Here is a 19,445-nt window from a genome sequence, read left to right on the forward strand (position 1 = left end):
ACGATGAACGCCGCTCGCGCCGCCATCGCCGCCGCCGCCGTCGCGGTCGCCCTGGCGCTCCAGGTCTCCTTCTTCCCCCACCTCGCCTGGGACGGCATCGTCCCCAACCTGGTGCTGCTCGTCGTCGTCGGCGCGGCCCTCGCCCGAGGTCCGCAGTTCGCGGCGGTGCTCGGTTTCGCGGCCGGCCTCGCGCTCGACCTCGCGCCGCCCGCCGACCACGTGGCCGGCCGGTGGGCGCTCGCACTGGTCGTCGTCGGGTACGTCGCCGGCCGCGTGCGCCGCGACGCCCGCCCGACCCCGGGCACGGTGCTCGCGACGGTCGCCGCGTCGTCGTTCGTCGGCACCTCGGTCTTCGCGCTCTCCGGGCTGCTGCTGCAGGACCCGGTGATGGGCATCCCCGAGCTGCTCGAGGTCGTGCTCGTCGGCGTGCTCTGGGACGTGCTGCTCACGCCGCTCGTGCTCCCGCCGGTGATGGCGATGTTCCGCCACCTCGAGCCCGACCGGACGCTCGCCTGATGGCGGCTCGTCAGTCGGCGCCGCGCACCGGCCGCCTGCGGCTGGTCGTGATCCAGGTCCTGGTCTTCTCCCTGTTCGCGACGCTGCTCGTGCGGCTCTACTACCTCCAGGTCGTGGGCGGCGACGAGTACCACGCCCGCGCGGCGTCGCAGTCGGTGCGCGAGATCGTCGTGCAGCCGCAGCGGGGCCTCATCGTCGACGACCAGGGCCGTCCGCTCGTCGCCAACCGCACGTCCTGGGTCGTCTCGATCGACCGCACCGTGCTCGGCAAGCTGACCCCACACCAGCAGGACCTGCTCGTCGAGCGGGTCTCGGACGTCGTCCACGTCCCGGCAGGGCGGATCCGGAGGTCGCTGGTCACCTGCGGCGAGGACGGTTCCGAGCCGGGCGTGTGCTGGAACGGCTCGCCGTACCAGCCCGTGCCCGTCGCCTCCGACGTGACCAAGACGGTGGCGCTGCGCGTGCTCGAGCAGCCCGAGGACTTCCCGGGCGTGCTCGCCGAGCAGCAGAGCGTGCGCGCCTACCCCCGGCCGTTCGGCATCAACCTCGCCCACGTGCTCGGCTACCTCAGCCCGATCACCGAGGACGAGCTCGACGCCGCGCGCGACGACGACGACCGGTCGGTCAACGGCGCCTCGGTCGTCGGCCGCGCCGGCATCGAGCAGGAGTACGACGAGTTCCTGCGCGGCATGCCCGGCTACCGCAGCGTCGCCGTCGACTCGATGGGTCGGGTCCTCGGCGACGACGGCGAGGTCGCCGGCACGCCGGGCGACACGCTGGTCACCAGCATCGACGCCAAGGTCCAGTCGGTCGTCGAGCAGCAGCTCGCGCAGACGATCCGGACCGCGCGGCAGACCTACGACCCCGTCACGCACAAGAACTACGTCGCCGACTCCGGTGCCGCGGTCGTCATGGAGGCCCGGACCGGGCGCCTCGTCGCGATGGCCAGCCAGCCGACCTACGACCCCGAGACCTGGGTCGGCGGGATCAGCAAGAAGCAGCTGGCGCGGCTCTACTCCGACGAGGCGGGCAACCCGCTGCTCGGCCGCGCCACCCAGGGCCAGTTCGCACCGGGCTCGACCTGGAAGCCGATCATGACGGTCGGGGCGCTCAACAACGGCTTCACCCCCGCCACCCGCTTGAACTGCTCCTCGGGCCTGCAGGTCGGCAACCGCTGGTTCAAGAACTACGAGTCCGCGTCGTACGGCATGATCGGCTTCGACCAGGCCCTCCAGCTCTCCTGCGACACCTTCTTCTACCGGGTCGGGCTGTCGTACTGGCAGCAGTACGGCACCGACCCGACGAACGTCGACGCCAAGGACCCGCTCGTCGAGGAGGCCAAGAACTTCGGCTTCGGATCGGAGACCGGCATCGACCTCCCGGGCGAGGCGAGTGGGCGGATCGCCGACCGGAAGTGGAAGCTCGAGTACTGGAAGTCCATGAAGGACTACTACTGCAAGATCGACGAGGACGGCTCGGGGAAGCAGGACTTCCTGCACGTCTTCGCCCACGAGTTCTGCCTCGAGGGCAACTACTACCGCGCCGGCGACGCCGTGAACTACTCGATCGGTCAGGGCGACACGATCGTCACGCCACTCCAGCTCGCCCGCGCGTACGCCGCGATCTCCAACGGTGGCACGCTCTACGAGCCGCGGATCGGCAAGGCGATCGTCAGCCCCGACGGCCGGCTGCAGAGGCTGATCAAGCCGAAGGTGCAGGGGAAGCTCGACGCCTCGAAGGAGAGCATCGACTACGTCAACCAGGCGCTGCTGGGCACGCCGAGGACCGGCACCCTGGCGTGGAAGTTCGGGGGGTTCCCGCTCGACAAGGTCCACATCCGTGGCAAGACCGGCTCCGCCGAGGTGCACGGCAAGCAGTCGACCTCGTGGATCGCGTCGTTCGACGAGAACTACGTCGTCATCATGATGGTCGCCCAGGCAGGCACCGGCTCGGGCACGTCGGGACCGGCCGTCCGCAAGATCTGGGAGAGGCTCTACGGCGTCGACGGCATGACCGTGAGCCCCGACCGTGCCGCGATCCCGGGCACCACGCCGCCGGGCGGGCTCCCCACGTTCACCCGGGACGGCACGATCCTGCCGCCCGCGCGGGAGGAGGACTGAGATGCGCCTGCCCCGGATCGACTGGGTGCTCCTCGTCGCCGTCCTGGCGCTGGTCACGCTGGGCACCCTGCTCGTCTGGTCGGCGACCAGTCAGCGGGAGGACCTGACCGGCGGCGACCCGTCGGCGTACCTGCGCAAGCAGCTGGTCAACATCGTCATCGGCGTCGTGCTGATGGCCGTCGTCGTCGCCACCGACCACCGGTGGGTGCGGATCGTCGCGCCACTCGTCTACGTGGCGTCGATCGCGGGCCTGGTGCTGGTGCTCACGATGGGTACCGCGGTCAACGGGTCGCGGTCGTGGCTCCAGCTCGGCGGGATGACGATCCAGCCATCGGAGTTCGCCAAGCTCGCCGTGGTGATCGGGATGGCACTGTGGGTGGCCGAGCGGGCCGACGCGCGGCGCGGGCGGTCGTCCCGGGGCAACGGCGGCATCGGCGACGTCGTCGGCATGCTGGCGATCGCGGGCCTGCCCGCGGCGCTGATCCTGCTGCAGCCCGACCTCGGCACGATGCTGGTCCTCGCGGCGACCGTGCTGGGAGTCGTCGCCGTCTCCGGGGCGCCGCGCCGCTGGCTCGCGCTGCTCGTGGCCGGTGGCGTCACGGCCGCGGTCGCCGCGGTCGCGGCGGGCTTCCTCAAGCAGTACCAGGTCGACCGCTTCCTGGCCTTCACCGATCCGAACCTCGACCCGCGCGGTGCGGGCTACAACGTCGAGCAGGCCCGGATCGCGATCGGCAGCGGCGGCCTCTTCGGCGAGGGCCTCTTCGACGGCTCGCAGACCCGGGCCGGCTTCGTCCCCGAGCAGCACACCGACTTCGTGTTCACGGTCGCGGGGGAGGAGCTCGGGCTGCTGGGCGCCGCGCTGCTGGTCGTCCTGCTGGGCCTGGTGATCTGGCGAGCGCTGGTCATCGCCGCTCGCACCGACGACCTGTTCGGGCGGCTCGCGGCCGCCGGGATCGCCTGCTGGTTCGCCTTCCAGGCCTTCCAGAACATCGGCATGTGCCTGGGCATCATGCCCGTCACGGGCGTCCCGCTGCCGTTCGTGTCGTACGGCGGCAGCTCGATGTTCGCGGGCATGCTCGCCGTCGGCCTGCTGCAGAACATCCACCTGCGCGCGCAGGCGGCGCCGGCCGCCCGGCTCGCGCCGCCGCGGGTGCTCGCCGTGCGGGGCGCCTCCTAGTGCCGCGACTGGTAACCCTTGCCCTGCGAGCGTCGTCCAGCGCGTGCTCTCGCAAGGCGCCGGAGCGAAGTCATACCGAACCGTCTTCCGAGCGACGGCAACGCAGCGAGAGTGCGTGATGGGCGGCGCGCAGCGGACGAAGGTTGCCGGTCGCGGTACTAGGGATTGATCGCCAGGAACACGAACGCCGCCAGCAGCGAGAGGTGCACGAAGCCCTGGAGCGCCTTCGAGCGGCCGGGAACGACGGTCAGGACCGCGACGATCACGGAGACCAGCAGCAGCACCATCTGCGTGGGCTCGAGACCGAGCACGAGCGGCCCCTCCAGCCAGATCGACGCCACCGCGATCACCGGGATCGTCAGGCCGATGCTGGCCATCGCGGAACCGTAGGCGAGGTTGAGGCTGATCTGCACGCGGTTGCGGGCGGCCGCCCGGGCCGCGGCGATCGACTCGGGCAGCAGCACGAGCAGGGCGATCACGACGCCGACGAAGGAGTGCGGGAAGCCGACCGCGTCGACGGCGTCCTCGATCGGGTAGGACTCGACCTTCGCCAGCCCGACGACGGCGACGAGGCCGAGCAGCAGCAGGGCGAGGCTGGCCAGGGCGGCGCGGGTGCTCGGCGGATCGGCGTGGCCATCGTCGTCCTCGTCGCGGTGTCCCTCGGGGATCTCCTGTCCACGCCCTGCCTCCACCGGCAGGAAGAAGCCGCGGTGCTTGACCGTCTGGGTGATGACGAAGATGCCGTACAGACCCAACGACGCGACCGCGGCGAAGGCCAGCTGGGCCGAGGAGAACTCCGGGCCCGGCGAGCTGGTGGTGAAGCGCGGCAGCACCAGTGTCAGCGTCGCCAGCGCGACGACCGTGACCAGGGCCGAGCCCGCGCCCTCGGGGTTGAAGACCGCCATCCGGTACTTCAGGGCGCCGATCAGCAGCGACAGCCCGGCGATGCCGTTGAGCGTGATCATCACGGCGGCGAAGACGGTGTCGCGTGCCAGCGCGGAGGTGTTGCCGGTGCCGCCGACCATGAGGGTGACGATCAGCGCGACCTCGATGACGGTGACCGCGACCGCCAGCAGCAGCGACCCGAACGGCTCGCCGATCCGGTGTGCGACCACCTCGGCGTGATGCACGGCCGAGAGCACCGCGCCGATGAGGAAGATGCCGATCGCTAGCGCGGCCACGAGCCCCGGGTGGCGGCCCCACGAGAACGCGAGCACGACGAGCGCGATCGGCGGTGCGAGCGTCGTCCAGTGGAACCGGCTGGCCGGGCTCGCGCTCATGGGCGAAACCCTACGGGTCCCCTCGACTCACCCACGTCGGGTGAACCCGGGCGAGACCGGCTCGCCTACGGTGCTGCGCGTGACGGGTACGCCGGAGCGCGCGCTGCCGGGCCGCCTCGACCTGCTGCGCCAGACTCCGGCGGCGATCGTCGTGGGGGTCGGATGCGGCCTGACGCTGCTGGGGCTCTCCCTGCTCGCCGAGCTGCTCCAGGACTTGGTCTGGGACGACCTCTCCGGCGCGCTCGGCGTGGATCCCGACACGTGGTGGTGGATCGTCGCGGTGCTCACCGCGACCGGCCTGCTGGTCGGGCTCGTGGTGAGGTTCGCTCCCGGACACGCCGGCCCCGATCCCGCCACGGCCGAGCTGATCTCGTCGCCGCTCCCGGCGTCCGCCCTGCCCGGCGTCGCCGCCGCGCTCGTGCTCATGCTCGCCGGTGGCGTCAGCCTGGGGCCGGAGAACCCGATCATGCTCGTCAACGGCTCGCTCACGGTGCTGATCGGCCTGAAGCTGCTCCCGCGCGTCGCCCCACCCGAGTGGTTGTCGTGGAGCGTCGCGGGGACGATCGGCGCGATGTTCGGCACGCCCGTGGCCGCCGCGCTGATGCTCACCGAGGCCCAGCCGGGCGACCCGCGGATCCCGCTGTGGAACCGGCTCTTCGCGCCGCTGGTGTCCGCCGCGTCGGGGTCGGCGACGATGCTGCTGCTCTCCGACATGGACATGCACCTCGACGTCCCGGGCTACGAGGGATTCCACCTCGGCGACGTCGCCTGGGCCGTGGCGGTCGCGTTGCTGACGGCCCTGCTCGGGCTGGCCGCGTCGTACCTCATCACGCCGCTGCACCGGCTCTTCCAGCGGATCACGAACCCGGTGCTCGCGCTCACCGTCGGCGGGTTCGTGCTCGGCTGGCTCGGGGTGCTCGGCGGCCGCGAGACCCTGTTCAAGGGTCTCGACGAGATGAAGTCGGTGACCGACCACGTCGCCGACTACTCGAACGGCGAGCTGGCGCTGATGGTCGTGGTGAAGCTGGCGGCCCTGCTGGTGGCCGCCGCCTCCAGCTTCCGCGGCGGCCGGATCTTCCCGGCGGTCTTCGTCGGGGTCGTCGCCGGGTGGACGGTCACCGGCGTCTTCGACAGCGCGCCGCCCGCCGTGGTGGTCGCTGCCGGAGCGCTCGGCATCACGATCGCCGCGACCCGCAGCGGCTGGCTCTCGCTCTTCCTCGCCGCCACGGTGGTGCCCGACGTCGACCTGCTGCCGATCCTGCTGATCGCGACCCTCGCGGTGTGGCTGCTGGTCGCCGGCCGCCACGAGCTGCGCGCCGACCCGCCGGTCCCGGCTACGGGCGCGCCGGATCCCGTTCGCTGATCCAGAAGCGGAAGAGCAGGTACGCCGACACCGCGTCCAGCAGGTGCCACGCGGCGTGGCCCTGCACGAGCGAGTGCGGGTCGCACCACCGCGACTTGGTGAGGCTCCAGACGGCGAACGCGACGAGGATCGTGCCGAGCGCGGCCGCGCCCCAGCGCAGGTCCGTCCGCGTCGGCCGGGGACGCCGCCACAACTGCGCCTCGACCACCACCGCGGTGAGGAGCAGTGCCGCGAAGGCCAGGTTACCGGAGTACGTCACGACCGGGACCGCGCCGTCGTAGAGACCGACCAGCTCGCACGCCGCCACGAAGAGGCTGAAGAGCTGCCAGAAGAAGAGCCGGCCCTGCCCGACCCGTCGCATCAGCGCGTACGCCGCCGCGAACGACGCGACGAGGTACATGCTCACCATGTCGAGGTCGCCGCCCAGGTCCGACTGGGTCGCGTGCATCGCCGCGCTCGCCGGGCCGAGGAGCACCACCACGCACCCGTACGCCGTGGCCAGGCCGGCGTGGCGCGGCAGCACGTCGCCGAGCCGGTCGGGGCGCCCCGCCCGCCACGCGACCAGCAGGCCCGCGACGACGAACCCGAGGTTGGAGAAGGAGTTCGCGGGCTGCTTGACGAGCCCGTCGCGCGCCGCCTCGCAGAAGTTCGCGCCCCGCCCGACGTCGTCGCCGAGCCAGCCGTGGCGCACGGCCAGGACCAGCAGCCCCGTCGACACCACCGCCGTGGCCGCGGCGTACGCGAGCGGGCGAAACGAGCGGGACACGAGCCGCACCATAGACGTCGCCACGACGGGGCCGGCCCGGCCGGGGATCAGGAGCCGCCCGAGATCTTCTCGATCAGCGCCGTGGTGGAGATCGCCGGCGTACGGGGGAGGTAGACGACCTCGCAGATGTCCTCGAACTCGTCGAAGCGCCCGGCCCAGTCGTCGCCCATGACGAGCACGTCGGCCTCGAACTTGTGGATGTAGTCGCGCTTGAGCTCGAGGCTCTCCTCGACGAACACCTCGTCGACCGGCTTGAGCGCCGCCACGATCGCCAGTCGCTCGGCCTGGCTGAAGACCGGCTCGCGGCCCTTCTTGCGCAGGTTGAGCGCGTCGGCCGAGACACCGACCACGAGGCGGTCGCCGAGAGCGGCGGCACGCTCGATCACCCGCAGGTGTCCGACGTGGAAGACGTCGAACGTGCCGAAGGTGATGACGGTGCGAGGCATGCGGGCGATCCTCTCACCCCGGTGGGGGTTGGGACGAATAGGGGAGGATGGCGCACGTGAGCGCCACCCTCACCATGATCACGCCCGATCCCGACGCCGACGAGCGCCGTAGACAGGGCCTGCGCCGGATGCGCACGCTCGCCGTCGGCCTGCTCTGCTTCGCCGCCGTCGTGTACGTCGTGACGCTCAGCCTCGAGGGCGGCCAGGACGGCTTCTGGGGCTTCGTCAACGCCGGCGCCGAGGCGTCGATGGTCGGTGCGATCGCGGACTGGTTCGCGGTCACCGCGCTCTTCAAGCACCCCCTGGGCCTGCCGGTCCCGCACACCGCGCTGATCCCGCGTCGCAAGGACGAGCTGGGCCGGTCGCTCGAGGAGTTCGTCGGGGAGAACTTCCTCCAGGAGGCGATCATCCGCGACCGGGTCGCCGCGGCCGAGATCTCGCTGCGGGTGGGCCGCTGGCTCGTGGTGCCCGAGCACGCGAAGCGCGCCGCCGACGAGGTCGCCGAGGTCGCCGTGCTCGCGCTGGGGCGGATCCGCGACGAGCACGTCGAGGAGCTGGTCCGCGACGCGCTCGTGCCGCGCTTCCGCGAGGAGCCGATCGCGCCCGTGCTCGGCACCCTGCTCCAGGAGACGGTGCGCGACGACCTGCACCACAGCCTGGTCGACCTGGCGCTCGACGAGGTCCACCGGTGGCTGGTCGAGAACCCCGACACCGTCGCTGAGATCCTCGGTGAGCGCGCGCCCTGGTGGGCGCCGACGCGTCTCAACGAGGTCGTGATCTCCAGGCTCCACCGCGAGCTCGTCAGCTGGGTCGCCGACATCCGCGACGACCCCCGTCACCACGCCCGACTCGCACTCGACTCGATGCTCGGCCAGCTCGCCCACGACCTCCAGCACGATCCCGCGACCCAGGAGCGCACCGAGCGGCTCAAGGAGCGCCTGCTCGACCACCCCCAGCTGGTCGCCTCGGGCGTCTCGCTGTGGAACGCGCTGCGCCGCAGCCTCCAAGGCTCGCTGTCCGACCCCGACGGCGCCGTACGCCGCCGCCTGCTCGACGAGCTCACGGCGTTCGCCCGCCGCCTGGTCGGCGACGCCGGCCTCCGCGCGCGCCTCGACGGGCTCGCCGCCGACGCAGCGGTCTTCGCCGTCGACCGCTACGGCGCCGAGGTGACCGCCGTCATCACCCACACCGTCGAGCGCTGGGACGGTCGCGAGGCCGCGCGGCGGATCGAGCTGCACGTCGGCCGCGACCTGCAGTTCATCCGGATCAACGGCACCATCGTCGGCGGCCTCGTCGGCGTGCTGATCCACACGGTGTCGGTGCTGATCCGCTGAGGCGGCAAAAAGTTCGGGTCTGGTGACTCATGTGTGGGTGCTGGGCGTGGCCCGCGGGTCGCGTGCGGTGGTCGTTCGTGGCCGGGGCTGACGGGCTGACGGCCGGGCTGGCGGTGACTTTGGCTCGGTTCGCGGTGGGCGAAACCGAGCCGCACCCACCGCCGGGTCGCCCGGTCGGCGGGCGGCGGTGACTACGGCTCGGTCTGACCGTCGCGGAACGGAGCCAAACCCACCGCAGCCCGCCCACGGCCCGCAGCCCGGCCGGCGCGGGCGACCACCCGCCCGCCGTACCCGCCTCGCTGCCTGTCGGTCGCAGGCCCGGCGCACCCGCAGGGCACCGGCAACCACCGCGTGCGACCCGCGGCGATCGTCCGGACCCACGCACGGATCAGGAGAGCCGAAAGGTTCTGCAAGGTCCGCGTGGGAGCATGGTCCATGCCCGAGCCGTACGACGTCCCGATCCGCGACGACTCGATCCGGCTCGGCCAGTTCCTCAAGCTCGCGAACCTCGTCGAGAGCGGGGCCGAGGCGAAGCCGCTCGTCCAGGACGGCCAGGTCCGGGTGAACGGCGAGGTGGAGACGCGCCGCGGCCGACAGCTGGGGCCGGGCGACGTGGTGGCCGTCCGGGGCCAGGCCGCCCGGGTGGTCGACGCGGGGTCGTTCGAGGACGACCTGCCCTGGTGAGGCGTCGTCTCAGCCGACGTCCAGGAGGTCGACCACGAAGATCAGGGTCTCGCCCGGCTTGATGACGCCACCGGCGCCGCGGTCGCCGTACCCGAGGTGCGGCGGGATCACGAGCTGGCGGCGGCCGCCGACCTTCATGCCCTGCACGCCCTGGTCCCAGCCCGCGATCACCTGGCCGGCGCCGAGGCGGAACTGCAGCGGCGTGCCCCGGTTGTACGACGCGTCGAACTCCTCGCCCGTGGAGTGCGCGACGCCCACGTAGTGCACGGAGACGGTCGAGCCGGACGTCGCCTCGGGGCCCTCGCCCTCGGTGAGCTCGGTGACGACGAGGTCGGCGGGCGGGTCGAAGTCGGGGAAGTCGATCTCGGGCTTGTCCATGGCCTTCACCCTAGTGTGAGCCGTTCCCCGGGGTCGGCCGACCCGTTCTGCCCTCCCTCGGGGGGCGCGGCTGTCAGGATGTGCGGGTGCCCCTGCTCCCCGCGTCCGCCCGCGACCTCGACCGTGGGCTGGTCGCCGGCTTCGGCGTGCTGGCGGTCATGATCGCGCTGTCGATCGCGACGCCCGCCCAGCTGATCGGGATCTTCGCCGGCGCGGGCATCGTCGCCAGCCTGCTCACCACCGTCCGGAGGACGGCCGTCGTGGCCGTGGCCGCCCTCCTCGCGGCGTTCGTGTCGGCGGCCTGGCAGGACAACGCCGGCACGTTCGACTGGTTCGCGCGCATCCTGATGTGCGCGGTGCTGGGGCTGGTCGCCGTCCAGAACGCCGCGCTGCGCGCGCGCCGCGAGGACCGGCTGGAGCGGATGACGGTGATCGCCGAGACCGCGCAGCGCGCCGTGCTGCGGTCGATGCCGACCGCGATCGGGTCGGTCGGCCTCGCCGCGAGGTACGTCTCCGCCAACGCGGAGGCGCTCGTCGGCGGCGACCTCTACGAGGTCGCGGAGACGCCGTACGGCGTGCGCGTGATCGTCGGCGACGTCCGCGGCAAGGGGCTGGAGGCGGTGCAGACCGCGACGACCGTGCTCGGCGCCTTCCGCGCCGCGGCCTTCACCGAGGCCGACCCGGGTGCGCTCGCCATGCGCATCGACGAGACCATGAGCAGGATCCTCGGCGACGAGGAGTTCGTGACCGCGATCGTCGGGCAGTTCGAGGGCGACCGGGTGACGCTGGCCAACTGCGGCCACCACCCGCCGGTGCTCGTGCAGTCCGGCTCGGCGACGACCGTCGACACGGGTGAGCCGACGGTGCCGCTGGGCATGGGGTCGGTCCCGACGCTCAGCGAGCACCCGTGGCCGCGGGGCGCGCGGATGCTCTTCTACACCGACGGCCTCGTGGAGGCCCGCGACGACCGCGGCGAGTTCTTCTCGCTCGACGACTACGCCGCCGAGCTCGGCGACGGCACCGTCGAGGAGGCCCTCGACGGGCTGGTCGCCCACCTGCTCGCGTACGCCGGGCACGCGTTGCACGACGACATGGCGCTCGTCCTCGCCGAGTGTGAGGGACGCTGATCCAGAGCGGGTCCGTCAGGTCTGGTGCACGTAGCTGTCGAGCTGGTCGCGCTCGAACTCGAGCTGACCGATGCGGTGCTTGACCACGTCGCCGATGCTGATGATGCCGACCAGGCGTCCGTCCGTGACGACGGGCACGTGGCGGATCCGGCGGTCGGTCATGATCTTCATCAGGTCGTCGAGCACGGTCTCCTCGTCGCACGTCTCGACGACGTCGGTCATGATCGCGCCGACGGTGTTGTTGATGACCGTGCCGTCGTGGTGCAGGTGCCGCACGACGTCGCGCTCGCTCACGATGCCCTCGACCGTCGTGCCGTCGCTGCTGACGATCAGCGCTCCGACGTTGTGCTCGGCGAGGCTGGAGATCAACTCGCGTACGCCGGCGTCCGGTGAGATCGTCACGACCTCGCGACTGGACTTGGCCTGGAGGACGTCTGCGATCCGCATGGATCGACGGTACTCGCGCGTGCGGTCGCAGGGCCAGAGCCCGTCCAGGACCGCGGCCGTGCTCGCTAGTCGCGCGGGCGGTGCAGCCGCAGGTCCGAGACCGAGCCCGGCCCGGAGCGGGGGGAGTCGGGGTCGTCATCGTCGTCGGGGAGCGAGCCGAGGAAGGCCAGGGCCGCGTCGTGCAGGTGAGCGTTGGACGCGAGTGCGTTCCCGCCGAACGGGCCGTCGGTCCCGTCGAGCGAGGTGAACCGGCCGCCGGCCTCGCGCACGATCACGTCGAGCGCCGCCATGTCGTAGACCTCGAGCTCGGGCTCGGCGGCGATGTCGACGGCACCCTCCGCGATCAGCATGTAGGACCAGAAGTCGCCGTACGCCCGGGTGCGCCAGCACCGGCGCATCAGCGAGTGGAAGTCGTCGAGCCGGCCGCGCTCGTCCCAGCCCGAGAGCGAGGAGTAGGACAGCGAGGCATCCTCGAGGCGGCGTACGTCGGAGACCTGGCAGCGCGTGGCCTTGAGCAGCGAGCGGCCCGTCCAGGCGCCGTTGCCCGCCGACGCCCACCAGCGACGCTGCAGCAGCGGAGCCGAGACGACACCGAGCACGACCTCGTCGTCGACGGCGAGCGAGATGAGCGTCGCCCAGACGGGCACGCCGCGCACGAAGTTCTTGGTGCCGTCGATCGGGTCGATGATCCAGCGGCGCTGGCTGTGACCGGTCGAGCCCTGCTCCTCGCCGGTGATCGCGTCCCGGGAGCGGACGCGAGAGAGGGTGCGCCGGATGCTCTCCTCGACCGCCTGGTCGGCGTCGGTGACCGGCGTGAGGTCGGGCTTGCTCATCACGTGCAGGTCCAGCGACCGGAACCGGCTCTCGGTGATCGAGTCGGCGTCGTCGGCGAGGACGTGCGCCAGGCGCAGGTCGTCGGTGTAGTCGGTCGGCACGCCGTCAGCCTAGGGGTTGCGACTGAACGATCCGGGAAGATGCACCGTTAGGGAGGGCATGGAGATCAACGGCCTGCCGCTGCACCCGCTCGTCGTCCATGCCGCCGTGGTGTTCGGCCCGCTGGCCGCCGTGGCCGCTCTCGCCTACCTGGTGCCGCGCTGGCGCGGCCGGGTGCGCTGGCCGATGCTGGTCGCCGCGGTGATCGCGACCGGAGCGGTCGTGCTGGCCTACCTCTCGGGCAACGACCTGCTCGACAGCAAGCCCGAGCTGGAACAGATCCCGGCGCTGCAGACGCACCAGGACCGCGCCGGGATCCTGCTGTGGACGACGCTCGGGTTCGGCGTGGTGGCGATCGTCTCCGGCGGGTGGGGCCTGCGGTCCGGTGGCGTGCGGGTGCTGCTGGACGTGCTGCTCGCCGTGGCCGCCGTCGCGGTCCTGGTCATGGTCGTGCTCACGGGCGACGCCGGCTCCCGCGCCGTCTGGGGCTGACCTGCTCAGCCGCCGCCCGGTTTGCGCCACACCGACACGTGGCTCTCGCTGTCGCCGGTGAACGGGGCCCCGCGCCAGTCGGCCGTACGACGCTCGAGTTCGAGTCCGGAGAGCTGGGCCATCAGGTCGAGCTCGGCCGGCCAGACGTAGCGGTAGTTGTGCACGCCGTACGCGAACGTCCCGTCGGACTGCCGCGAGTAGTGGTGCGACGTGCCCTGCTGGGTCGCCAGGTCGTAGGTGTCGAAGCCGACGTGCTGCTCGCCGACGTGGAAGGGCACGGCCGTCTGCCCGGGTGGGAGCCTGCGCAGCGCGGGCACGCCGACCTCGACCACGAAGTGCCCGCCCGGCACCAGGTGGCGCGCGGCGTTGCGGAAGCACGCGACCTGCTCGCGCTGGGTCCGCAGGTTGCCGATGGTGTTCCAGACGAGGTAGACGAGCGAGAACTCTCCCGGCGCCGTGCTCGTCGCCATGTCGCCGACGACGACCGGGAGGTCCGGCCGCTTCCGGTGCAGCTCGTCGACCATCGGCTGCGACAGCTCGATCCCCGTCACCGCCACGCCGCGCTCGGCCAGCGGGATCGCGACCCGACCGGTCCCGATCGCCAGCTCCAGCGCCGGTCCGTCGCCGGAGAGCCCGGCCAGGAAGTCCACCGCCGGGTCGAGCACGCCCGGCTCGAACATGAACGCCGAGCTCTCGTCGTACGCCGCCGCCGTCTCCGCGTCCCAGTAGTCGCTGCTGGTCATGGGTCGAGCCTGTCGTGGCAGGCGGGGCAGGTGCCACCGGTTATCGGTGCGTCAGCCCGGGAGCTCCTCGGATCGGCGCGGGTAGCGGCGCCGGTCGGCGACGGTCCCGTCCTTGCGGCGGATGATGTGCTCGACGCCCCGGATCCTCGCCTCGACCCGCGCGACCTCCGAGGCCGCCTCGCGGGTGCGGTACTCCCCGGGCAGCGGCTCGTGCCCGCCGACCATCCGGTTGCGCCAGGTGTCGTCCACCCAGTACGTCTCGACGTCGCCACCCATCGCGTCCTCTCCCCTTCCAAGGATTCGGTACCGCGGTCGGCGGCGCCCAAACTCGCCAGTTCGGGTGAGTCCCCGGGCCGGCGCCGGGCTCAGTACGCCGGCTCGCTCCGTGCGGCGAGCAGCCGCCGGAACGACTCCACGCGCTCGGGGTCGGCCGCGCCGGTGCGCACCGCCTCGTCGAGGCCGCACTCCGGCTCGTCGGCACCGTGGGTGCAGCCCCGGGGGCAGTCCTCGGTCATCTCGTCGAGGTCGGGGAAGGCCTCGATCAGCCGCTCCGGCTCGACGTGGGCGAGCCCGAAGGACCGGATGCCGGGGGTGTCGACGATCCATCCGGTGCCCTCCGGCATCGCCAGCATGATCGCCGAGGTCGACGTGTGCCGGCCGCGCCCGGTGACCGCGTTGACGCGACCCACCTCGCGGCCCGCATCGGGGACCAGCGCGTTCACCAGGGTGGACTTGCCGACGCCGCTGTGGCCGACCAGCACGCTGATCCGGCCGCGCAGCCGGGCCTGCAGGTCCGACAGGTCGCCGCCACGCTGGGTGACGACCCACGGCACCCCCAGGGAGCGGTACGTCGCGAGCAGCGTCTCCGGGTCGGCGAGGTCGGCCTTGGTGAGGCACAGCAGCGGCTGCATCCGCGCGTCGTACGCCGCGACCAGGGCCCGGTCGATCAGCCGCGGTCGCGGCTCGGGGTCGGCGAGGGCGGTCACCACGACCAGCTGGTCGGCGTTGGCGACGATCACCCGCTCGACCGGGTCGTCGTCGTCGGCGGTGCGTCGCAGCACCGTGGTGCGCTCGGCGACCTCGACGATGCGCGCCAACGTGCCCTCGGTGCCCGAGGTGTCGCCGACCACCCGCACCCGGTCGCCGACGACGACGCCCTTGCGGCCGAGCGGGCGCGCCTTCATCGCGAGCACGGCCCGGTCCTCGACGAGCAGCGTGTACCGACCGCGGTCGACGGTGATGACCATGCCGTCGCGCGCGTCGTCGTACGACGGCCGCTCCTTGGTGCGCGGGCGGGTGTGTCGACGGGGGCGCTCGTAGTGCTCGACGTCCTGGTCGGAGTAGCGCCCGCTCATCTCGGTCGGGTCATCCCCGGATGAGGCCCGACCAGAAGCCGGCGAAGTCGGGGAAGGTCTTGCCGGTGGTGGCGACGTTCTCGACGAGCACGTCGTCCACCGCGGCGCCGATGATGACGGCGGCGTGCGCCATCCGGTGGTCGGCGTAGGTGTGGAAGACCCCGCCGTGCAGTGCCGTCGGCTCGATGGTCAGCCCGTCGGCGTGCTCGGTGACGTCGGCGCCGAGCGCGGTGAGCTCGGTGGCGAGCGCGGCGATCCGGTCGGTCTCGTGGCCCCGGATGTGCCCGATGCCGCGCAGGTGCGAGGGCGCCTCGGCCAGGGCGCACAGCGCGGCGACCGCCGGCGTGAGCTCGCCGACGTCGTGCAGGTCGATGTCGATGCCGAGCAGCGTGCCCGAGCCGGTGACCCGCAGGCCCTCGTCGGCGAGCTCGACCTCGCAGCCCATGGTCGTGAGGATCTCGCGCAGCGCGTCGCCGGCCTGCGTGGTCGACCGCGGCCAGTCGCGCACGGTCACCGAGCCCCCCGACACCGCCGCCAGCGCCAGGAAGGGCGCCGCGTTGGACAGGTCCGGCTCGATCACGGTGTCGACGGCACGGACCGGCCCGGGGGCGACCCGCCAGCGGTTGGCATCGCCGTTGTCGACCTCGACACCGTGCTCGCGCAGCATCGCGACCGTCATGTCGATGTGGGGGAGGGAGGGGACCTGCCCAGAATTCGAGCTGCGCCCGTCGTGGCGTACGTCGACCCCGGCGTCGTAGCGCGCGCCGGCCAGCAGCAGTGCGGAGATGAACTGCGACGACGCGGACGCGTCGACGACGACCGTCCCGCCGGGCACCGAGCCGGTGCCGCGGACCGCGAAGGGGAGCGCGTCACCGTCGACCTCGACCCCCAGCGACCGCAGCGCCGCGAGGACCTCGCCGACCGGCCGCTTGCGCATGTGCGGATCGCCGTCGAAGGAGATCCTGCCCGTCGACAGCCCGGCGACCGGCGGCACGAAGCGCATCACGGTGCCCGCGAGTCCGCAGTCGACCGTGGCGGCGGTGCCGAACGCTCCGGGGGTGACCGTCCAGTCGTCCGCGGAGGCGTCGACCGTCGAGCCGAGAGCCGTCAGCGCGTCCGCCATCAGCGTCGTGTCGCGGGAGCGGAGCGCCCGGCGTACGACGGACGGGCCGTCCGCGACCGCGGCCAGCAGCAGCGCCCGGTTCGTCAACGACTTGCTGCCGGGCAGCGTGACCACGGCGTCGACGGGGTGCGCCGCGCGTGGGGCGGGCCAGGGCTCGGCCCGGGCTTCGGCAGCGTCCGTCACGACCAGCAGCGTAGTGGGGTCAGTGCACCCGGGCGGCCGCGAGTCTCGCCTCGCGCCGGGCGTCGTGGGCGAGTCGGCCGGCCTCGCGCCGGGCGTCCTTCGCGGCGCGGCGGGCCCGCCAGGCGACGCCCGGTCGTCCCTCGGTGTCACCGCTGGCGATGATCAGCCCGCCGATCAGCGAGACGTTCTTGAAGAAGTGGAGCTTCTGCTGGGTGCGCTGCGCCGGGTCGTCAGCCTCCCAGAACCGGTGGCCGGCCGCCGTCGTCGGCACGAGCGAGGCGGCGAGCACCCCCGCCGACAGTCGCGGCGCGCGGCCGGTCGCGAGGGCGAGCCCGGCGGCGATCTGGACGCCGGCGTTGAGCTTCACGAGCGTCTCCGGGTCCTCGGGCACCGGGACCCCCGCCTTCTGCAGCAGGGGGACCAGGCGGGACGTCACGGGATCGGCCTTGGCGGCCGTGCCGGCGCTGTTCTTGAGGGCGGTCGCGGCGCCGACCACGAAGATCGACGCGAGCATCGGGCGGGCGATCATTCTGCTGACGGTCATGCCCTCCTGTTTACCCGGACCCCGGGAGCGGCACTCCCAGCGTCGTCTCCGAAATCACGGGTACGCCGCCGAGGCCGAGCTCCAGCCCGACCTCGGCTCCGTCGGCGCCGATCGACACGCTCGCCGACAGCCCGACCAGCGGAGGTCGCGTGGGGGCCGGCTCGGCGGTCGGGGGGCCGGCGGTGGGCCCGGTGGTCGGCCCGGTGGTCGGCCCGGTGGTCGGGACGGTGGTCGGGACGGTCGGCGGTGGCGCGCTCGGCTCGGGCTCGGGAGGCCGGCTCGGGTCGGGTGCGTCCGACGGCGCCGGGTCGTCGGACGGCTTCGGGTCCTCCGAGGGCGCGTCGGCGGGCCCGCCGGTGGGCTCTTCGGTGGGTGTGGCTGGCGCGGTCGGGTCGGGCTCGGTGCCGGGGACGCTCGGCGGCGCCTCGACGGCAGGCGCGTCGGAGACCGCGTCGGTCGGGCCGACGTCGGCCGCCCGCAGCCGCAGGGGCCGTGGGTCGCTCTCCAGCACCGACGGGGTGCTCGAGATGTCCGGAGGCTCGGCAGAGGGTGCCTCGGGCGGCTCCTGGTGCAGCGTGATCGCCGCCCCGGCGACCACCGCCGAGGCCGCCGCGCCGGCGACGGCCGCCGTCGGGCCGTGGGCGAGCACCAGGTCGCGGGCCCGCCCCAGCAGCATCGCGATCCCCGCGACGGCCCCACCGCCTCCGGTCGCGGCGTAGGCCGCCGCGGCACCGCCGAGCAGCAGCGGCGCGAGCACGGCGCGCAGGTTGGAGTTGACCTCGGTCAGCTCCAGGTAGAGGGCGGTGCACGGTCGGCACTGCTCGAGGTGCTGCTCGACCCGGGCGGCATCGCGGCGGGCCAGTCCGCCGCGGACGTAGGCACCGAGCTCGGCGCGCGTGCGCTCGCACGCGTCGTCGCTGACGTCGGCGGCGTGCATCGTGAGGTAGGCCTGGCGCAGCCCCTCGCGCGCCCGGTAGGCGAGCGCGGAGACGGCGTTCGGTGTCATGCCGAGCAGACGGGCGACCTCGGCCGGCTTCTGCCCCTCGACCTCGGTGTGCCAGAGCACCAGCTGCCAGCGCTCCGGCAGCGACGCGAAGGCGCGGGCCGCGGCCGCGCTCTCGAAGCCCTCGACCGCCGTGTCGCGGAACGGCACCCCGGGATCGAACGGCGTCAGGTCGTCGGTCGTGTGCAAGCGCGCCGTCGCGCGGATCCGGTCGACGTGGACGCGTCGGACGGCCGTCAGCAGGTAGGCCCGGAAGGCGAGATCGGGTCCGCCGCCGCGTTGCAGGACCCCGAGCACCTTCGCGAACGACTCCGAGACCAGGTCGTCGACGTCGGGCCCCGGCACCAGCTGGCGCGCCAGCCGTCGGGCGGAGTCGACGTGCCGGGCGAAGAGCTCGCCGTACGCCGCGACGTCGCCGGCGCGCACCGCCGAGATCAGCTCGGCGTCGCTGCGCCCGTCGAGTGTCGACACGGAGGGGCCCACACAGGACCAACGGACGTCCTCGCGAAAGGCGACGCCACGGTCCGAAAAAGAATTCGGAAGATGTGAGCGAGATCGCGTCATGGTGCTCCCGCGACCCCGTCACACCACCGGCAAGACCGGACCAGAGGGGGAGCCGACCGTGGATTGGATGGCGACGCGCAGGCGGAGCACGACCACGGCCGGTCCCGGAGCAGGGCAGGAGCTGACCAAGGAGCTGCGAGCGGCGCTGCCGCCGCGCTTCGAGGCGGTGGGGGAGGCCCTGGCTTCGGGATCGGGCTCGGTGGTCGCGTGCGAGGTGCTGGGGGGCATCCTCGCCCGCGACGGAGTCTCGCTGGCCGAGGCGCTGGACGACCTCGCCCGCACCTGGGAGCTGGTGCGCGGCGAGGCTCCGGCGCATCCCGAGTCGCGCGCCCTCGCCGTCGCCTGGGGCGAGGCCACGCTCGGCTACCTGCACGGGGTCTCGTGCGAGGACCCGCTCACGGGGCTCGCCAGCCTCGCCCATCTGCGTACGGTGATCGCCGACCTGCGGCGCGGCGGCCCCGTCCACGAGACCCACGCCCTGGTGGTCGTGACGGTCGAGACCGTCGAGGGCACCCGTCAGTACGGCGAGCCGCTCGCCCGCGCGATGGAGGACGCCCAGCTCGGGGCGACCGTCCGCGGTGTGTTCGCGGGTGTCGAGACCATCGGTCACCTCGCCCCGGGTCGGCTGGCCGTCCTCGCCCGGCGCGACGAGCTGCTGCTGCGCCGCTTCGACCTGCTGCTCCGGATGATCGACGCCGGCGACCCGCCGCGTCCGCGCGCCTGGATCGAGGGCCTGCCCGAGACCGACGACTCCGTGGTGGCGCTCCTCGACGAGCTCACCCGCACCTGAGCGCCGCAAGGGAATTTCGGACATAGCACGTTCTCGTCCACAAATCAACACCCATTACCCAATCGGGGCGACGCCAA

21 protein-coding genes are annotated in these 19,445 nt (G+C 72.8%); 9 read left to right on the forward strand and 12 right to left on the reverse strand.

Annotated features, from left to right (window positions below; all coding sequences use genetic code 11):
- Positions 1-3 precede the first annotated feature (3 nt).
- Genes mreD through rodA form a run of 3 tightly spaced genes read left to right on the forward strand, consistent with a single transcriptional unit; the run spans position 4 to position 3,813 of the window.
- Positions 4-516, forward strand: coding sequence for a rod shape-determining protein MreD (mreD, locus tag PZ894_RS08955; RefSeq protein ID WP_275744157.1), 513 nt, complete (start codon positions 4-6; stop codon positions 514-516).
- A complete protein-coding gene (gene mrdA, locus PZ894_RS08960) occupies positions 516-2,636 on the forward strand; it encodes a penicillin-binding protein 2 (protein WP_275744158.1) in 2,121 nt (706 codons plus the stop codon). Before mreD ends, mrdA begins: the two co-directional genes overlap by 1 nt.
- 1 nt (position 2,637) lies before the next feature.
- Complete coding sequence (gene rodA / locus PZ894_RS08965) at positions 2,638-3,813, forward strand: rod shape-determining protein RodA (RefSeq protein ID WP_275744159.1); 1,176 nt, start codon at positions 2,638-2,640, stop codon at positions 3,811-3,813.
- A 158-nt stretch (positions 3,814-3,971) separates the two neighbouring features.
- Here the strand turns inward: rodA and PZ894_RS08970 are convergent, their stop codons facing one another.
- Complete coding sequence (locus tag PZ894_RS08970; protein WP_275744160.1) at positions 3,972-5,093, reverse strand: ionic transporter y4hA; 1,122 nt, start codon at positions 5,091-5,093, stop codon at positions 3,972-3,974.
- A 79-nt stretch (positions 5,094-5,172) separates the two neighbouring features.
- Here PZ894_RS08970 and PZ894_RS08975 point away from each other — a divergent pair, with 79 nt between their 5' ends.
- Positions 5,173-6,456, forward strand: a complete 1,284-nt coding sequence (locus PZ894_RS08975; protein ID WP_275744161.1) for an ion channel protein — start codon at positions 5,173-5,175, stop codon at positions 6,454-6,456.
- Here PZ894_RS08975 and PZ894_RS08980 read toward each other — a convergent pair.
- Complete coding sequence (locus PZ894_RS08980; protein WP_275744162.1) at positions 6,428-7,222, reverse strand: ceramidase domain-containing protein; 795 nt, start codon at positions 7,220-7,222, stop codon at positions 6,428-6,430. The genes PZ894_RS08975 and PZ894_RS08980 overlap by 29 nt on opposite strands.
- A gap of 47 nt (positions 7,223-7,269) precedes the next feature.
- Complete coding sequence (locus PZ894_RS08985; RefSeq protein WP_275744163.1) at positions 7,270-7,668, reverse strand: adenylyltransferase/cytidyltransferase family protein; 399 nt, start codon at positions 7,666-7,668, stop codon at positions 7,270-7,272.
- 56 nt (positions 7,669-7,724) lie between these two features.
- Here PZ894_RS08985 and PZ894_RS08990 point away from each other — a divergent pair, with 56 nt between their 5' ends.
- Both PZ894_RS08990 and PZ894_RS08995 read left to right on the forward strand, forming a co-directional pair.
- A complete protein-coding gene (locus tag PZ894_RS08990) occupies positions 7,725-9,002 on the forward strand; it encodes a DUF445 domain-containing protein (protein ID WP_345799144.1) in 1,278 nt (425 codons plus the stop codon).
- A gap of 435 nt (positions 9,003-9,437) precedes the next feature.
- Positions 9,438-9,686: an RNA-binding S4 domain-containing protein gene (locus PZ894_RS08995; RefSeq protein WP_275744164.1), complete on the forward strand. Its 249-nt coding sequence runs from the start codon at positions 9,438-9,440 to the stop codon at positions 9,684-9,686.
- 9 nt (positions 9,687-9,695) lie between these two features.
- On the opposite strand, the gene PZ894_RS09000 is transcribed toward PZ894_RS08995, so the two are convergent.
- Positions 9,696-10,064, reverse strand: a complete 369-nt coding sequence (locus tag PZ894_RS09000) for an FKBP-type peptidyl-prolyl cis-trans isomerase (protein ID WP_275744165.1) — start codon at positions 10,062-10,064, stop codon at positions 9,696-9,698.
- An 86-nt stretch (positions 10,065-10,150) separates the two neighbouring features.
- Between PZ894_RS09000 and PZ894_RS09005 the strand changes: the two genes are divergently transcribed.
- The gene (locus tag PZ894_RS09005; protein ID WP_275744166.1) at positions 10,151-11,191 is read left to right on the forward strand and encodes a PP2C family protein-serine/threonine phosphatase; all 1,041 of its coding nucleotides are present in this window, start codon (positions 10,151-10,153) and stop codon (positions 11,189-11,191) included.
- A 15-nt stretch (positions 11,192-11,206) separates the two neighbouring features.
- Here the strand turns inward: PZ894_RS09005 and PZ894_RS09010 are convergent, their stop codons facing one another.
- Together PZ894_RS09010 and hisN are read right to left on the reverse strand one after the other, a co-directional pair.
- A complete protein-coding gene (locus PZ894_RS09010) occupies positions 11,207-11,638 on the reverse strand; it encodes a CBS domain-containing protein (protein ID WP_275744167.1) in 432 nt (143 codons plus the stop codon).
- Positions 11,639-11,703: 65 nt separating this feature from the next.
- Positions 11,704-12,573: a histidinol-phosphatase gene (gene hisN / locus PZ894_RS09015; RefSeq protein ID WP_275744168.1), complete on the reverse strand. Its 870-nt coding sequence runs from the start codon at positions 12,571-12,573 to the stop codon at positions 11,704-11,706.
- Between the two features lie 58 nt (positions 12,574-12,631).
- Here hisN and PZ894_RS09020 point away from each other — a divergent pair, with 58 nt between their 5' ends.
- Complete coding sequence (locus tag PZ894_RS09020; RefSeq protein WP_275744169.1) at positions 12,632-13,063, forward strand: DUF2231 domain-containing protein; 432 nt, start codon at positions 12,632-12,634, stop codon at positions 13,061-13,063.
- A 5-nt stretch (positions 13,064-13,068) separates the two neighbouring features.
- On the opposite strand, the gene PZ894_RS09025 is transcribed toward PZ894_RS09020, so the two are convergent.
- The 6 genes from PZ894_RS09025 to PZ894_RS09050 form a co-directional block, all read right to left on the reverse strand.
- Positions 13,069-13,806, reverse strand: coding sequence for a class I SAM-dependent methyltransferase (locus PZ894_RS09025; protein WP_275744170.1), 738 nt, complete (start codon positions 13,804-13,806; stop codon positions 13,069-13,071).
- 51 nt (positions 13,807-13,857) lie between these two features.
- Entirely contained in the window at positions 13,858-14,082 is a 225-nt protein-coding gene (locus PZ894_RS09030; protein WP_275744171.1) for a DUF2188 domain-containing protein, read from the reverse strand.
- Between the two features lie 89 nt (positions 14,083-14,171).
- Entirely contained in the window at positions 14,172-15,161 is a 990-nt protein-coding gene (gene rsgA, locus PZ894_RS09035) for a ribosome small subunit-dependent GTPase A (RefSeq protein ID WP_275744172.1), read from the reverse strand.
- A gap of 10 nt (positions 15,162-15,171) precedes the next feature.
- Positions 15,172-16,467 carry a 3-phosphoshikimate 1-carboxyvinyltransferase gene (gene aroA / locus PZ894_RS09040; RefSeq protein ID WP_275744173.1) on the reverse strand — a complete coding sequence of 432 codons (1,296 nt, stop codon included), beginning with the start codon at positions 16,465-16,467 and terminating at the stop codon, positions 15,172-15,174.
- A 19-nt stretch (positions 16,468-16,486) separates the two neighbouring features.
- Positions 16,487-17,011 carry a DoxX family protein gene (locus tag PZ894_RS09045; RefSeq protein WP_275744174.1) on the reverse strand — a complete coding sequence of 175 codons (525 nt, stop codon included), beginning with the start codon at positions 17,009-17,011 and terminating at the stop codon, positions 16,487-16,489.
- 10 nt (positions 17,012-17,021) lie between these two features.
- Positions 17,022-18,485 carry a sigma-70 family RNA polymerase sigma factor gene (locus PZ894_RS09050; RefSeq protein ID WP_275744175.1) on the reverse strand — a complete coding sequence of 488 codons (1,464 nt, stop codon included), beginning with the start codon at positions 18,483-18,485 and terminating at the stop codon, positions 17,022-17,024.
- Between the two features lie 160 nt (positions 18,486-18,645).
- Here PZ894_RS09050 and PZ894_RS09055 point away from each other — a divergent pair, with 160 nt between their 5' ends.
- The gene (locus PZ894_RS09055; RefSeq protein WP_275744176.1) at positions 18,646-19,368 is read left to right on the forward strand and encodes a hypothetical protein; all 723 of its coding nucleotides are present in this window, start codon (positions 18,646-18,648) and stop codon (positions 19,366-19,368) included.
- Positions 19,369-19,445 lie beyond the last annotated feature (77 nt).

Source organism: Nocardioides sp. YIM 152315, assembly GCF_029210375.1.
In the GTDB taxonomy this organism is placed as follows: domain Bacteria; phylum Actinomycetota; class Actinomycetes; order Propionibacteriales; family Nocardioidaceae; genus Nocardioides.

What these genes read in the sequence shown, in the direction of transcription:
- PZ894_RS09010 (WP_275744167.1), bottom strand. Translation starts at nt 11,638, where the DNA reads ATGCGGATCGCAGACGTCCTCCAGGCCAAGTCCAGTCGCGAGGTCGTG.
- mrdA (WP_275744158.1), top strand. Translation starts at nt 516, where the DNA reads ATGGCGGCTCGTCAGTCGGCGCCGCGCACCGGCCGCCTGCGGCTGGTC.
- rsgA (WP_275744172.1), bottom strand. Translation starts at nt 15,161, where the DNA reads ATGAGCGGGCGCTACTCCGACCAGGACGTCGAGCACTACGAGCGCCCC.
- PZ894_RS08985 (WP_275744163.1), bottom strand. Translation starts at nt 7,668, where the DNA reads ATGCCTCGCACCGTCATCACCTTCGGCACGTTCGACGTCTTCCACGTC.
- PZ894_RS09055 (WP_275744176.1), top strand. Translation starts at nt 18,646, where the DNA reads ATGGCGACGCGCAGGCGGAGCACGACCACGGCCGGTCCCGGAGCAGGG.
- PZ894_RS09020 (WP_275744169.1), top strand. Translation starts at nt 12,632, where the DNA reads ATGGAGATCAACGGCCTGCCGCTGCACCCGCTCGTCGTCCATGCCGCC.
- PZ894_RS08970 (WP_275744160.1), bottom strand. Translation starts at nt 5,093, where the DNA reads ATGAGCGCGAGCCCGGCCAGCCGGTTCCACTGGACGACGCTCGCACCG.
- rodA (WP_275744159.1), top strand. Translation starts at nt 2,638, where the DNA reads ATGCGCCTGCCCCGGATCGACTGGGTGCTCCTCGTCGCCGTCCTGGCG.
- PZ894_RS09025 (WP_275744170.1), bottom strand. Translation starts at nt 13,806, where the DNA reads ATGACCAGCAGCGACTACTGGGACGCGGAGACGGCGGCGGCGTACGAC.
- PZ894_RS09045 (WP_275744174.1), bottom strand. Translation starts at nt 17,011, where the DNA reads ATGACCGTCAGCAGAATGATCGCCCGCCCGATGCTCGCGTCGATCTTC.
- PZ894_RS09000 (WP_275744165.1), bottom strand. Translation starts at nt 10,064, where the DNA reads ATGGACAAGCCCGAGATCGACTTCCCCGACTTCGACCCGCCCGCCGAC.
- PZ894_RS09030 (WP_275744171.1), bottom strand. Translation starts at nt 14,082, where the DNA reads ATGGGTGGCGACGTCGAGACGTACTGGGTGGACGACACCTGGCGCAAC.
- PZ894_RS08995 (WP_275744164.1), top strand. Translation starts at nt 9,438, where the DNA reads ATGCCCGAGCCGTACGACGTCCCGATCCGCGACGACTCGATCCGGCTC.
- mreD (WP_275744157.1), top strand. Translation starts at nt 4, where the DNA reads ATGAACGCCGCTCGCGCCGCCATCGCCGCCGCCGCCGTCGCGGTCGCC.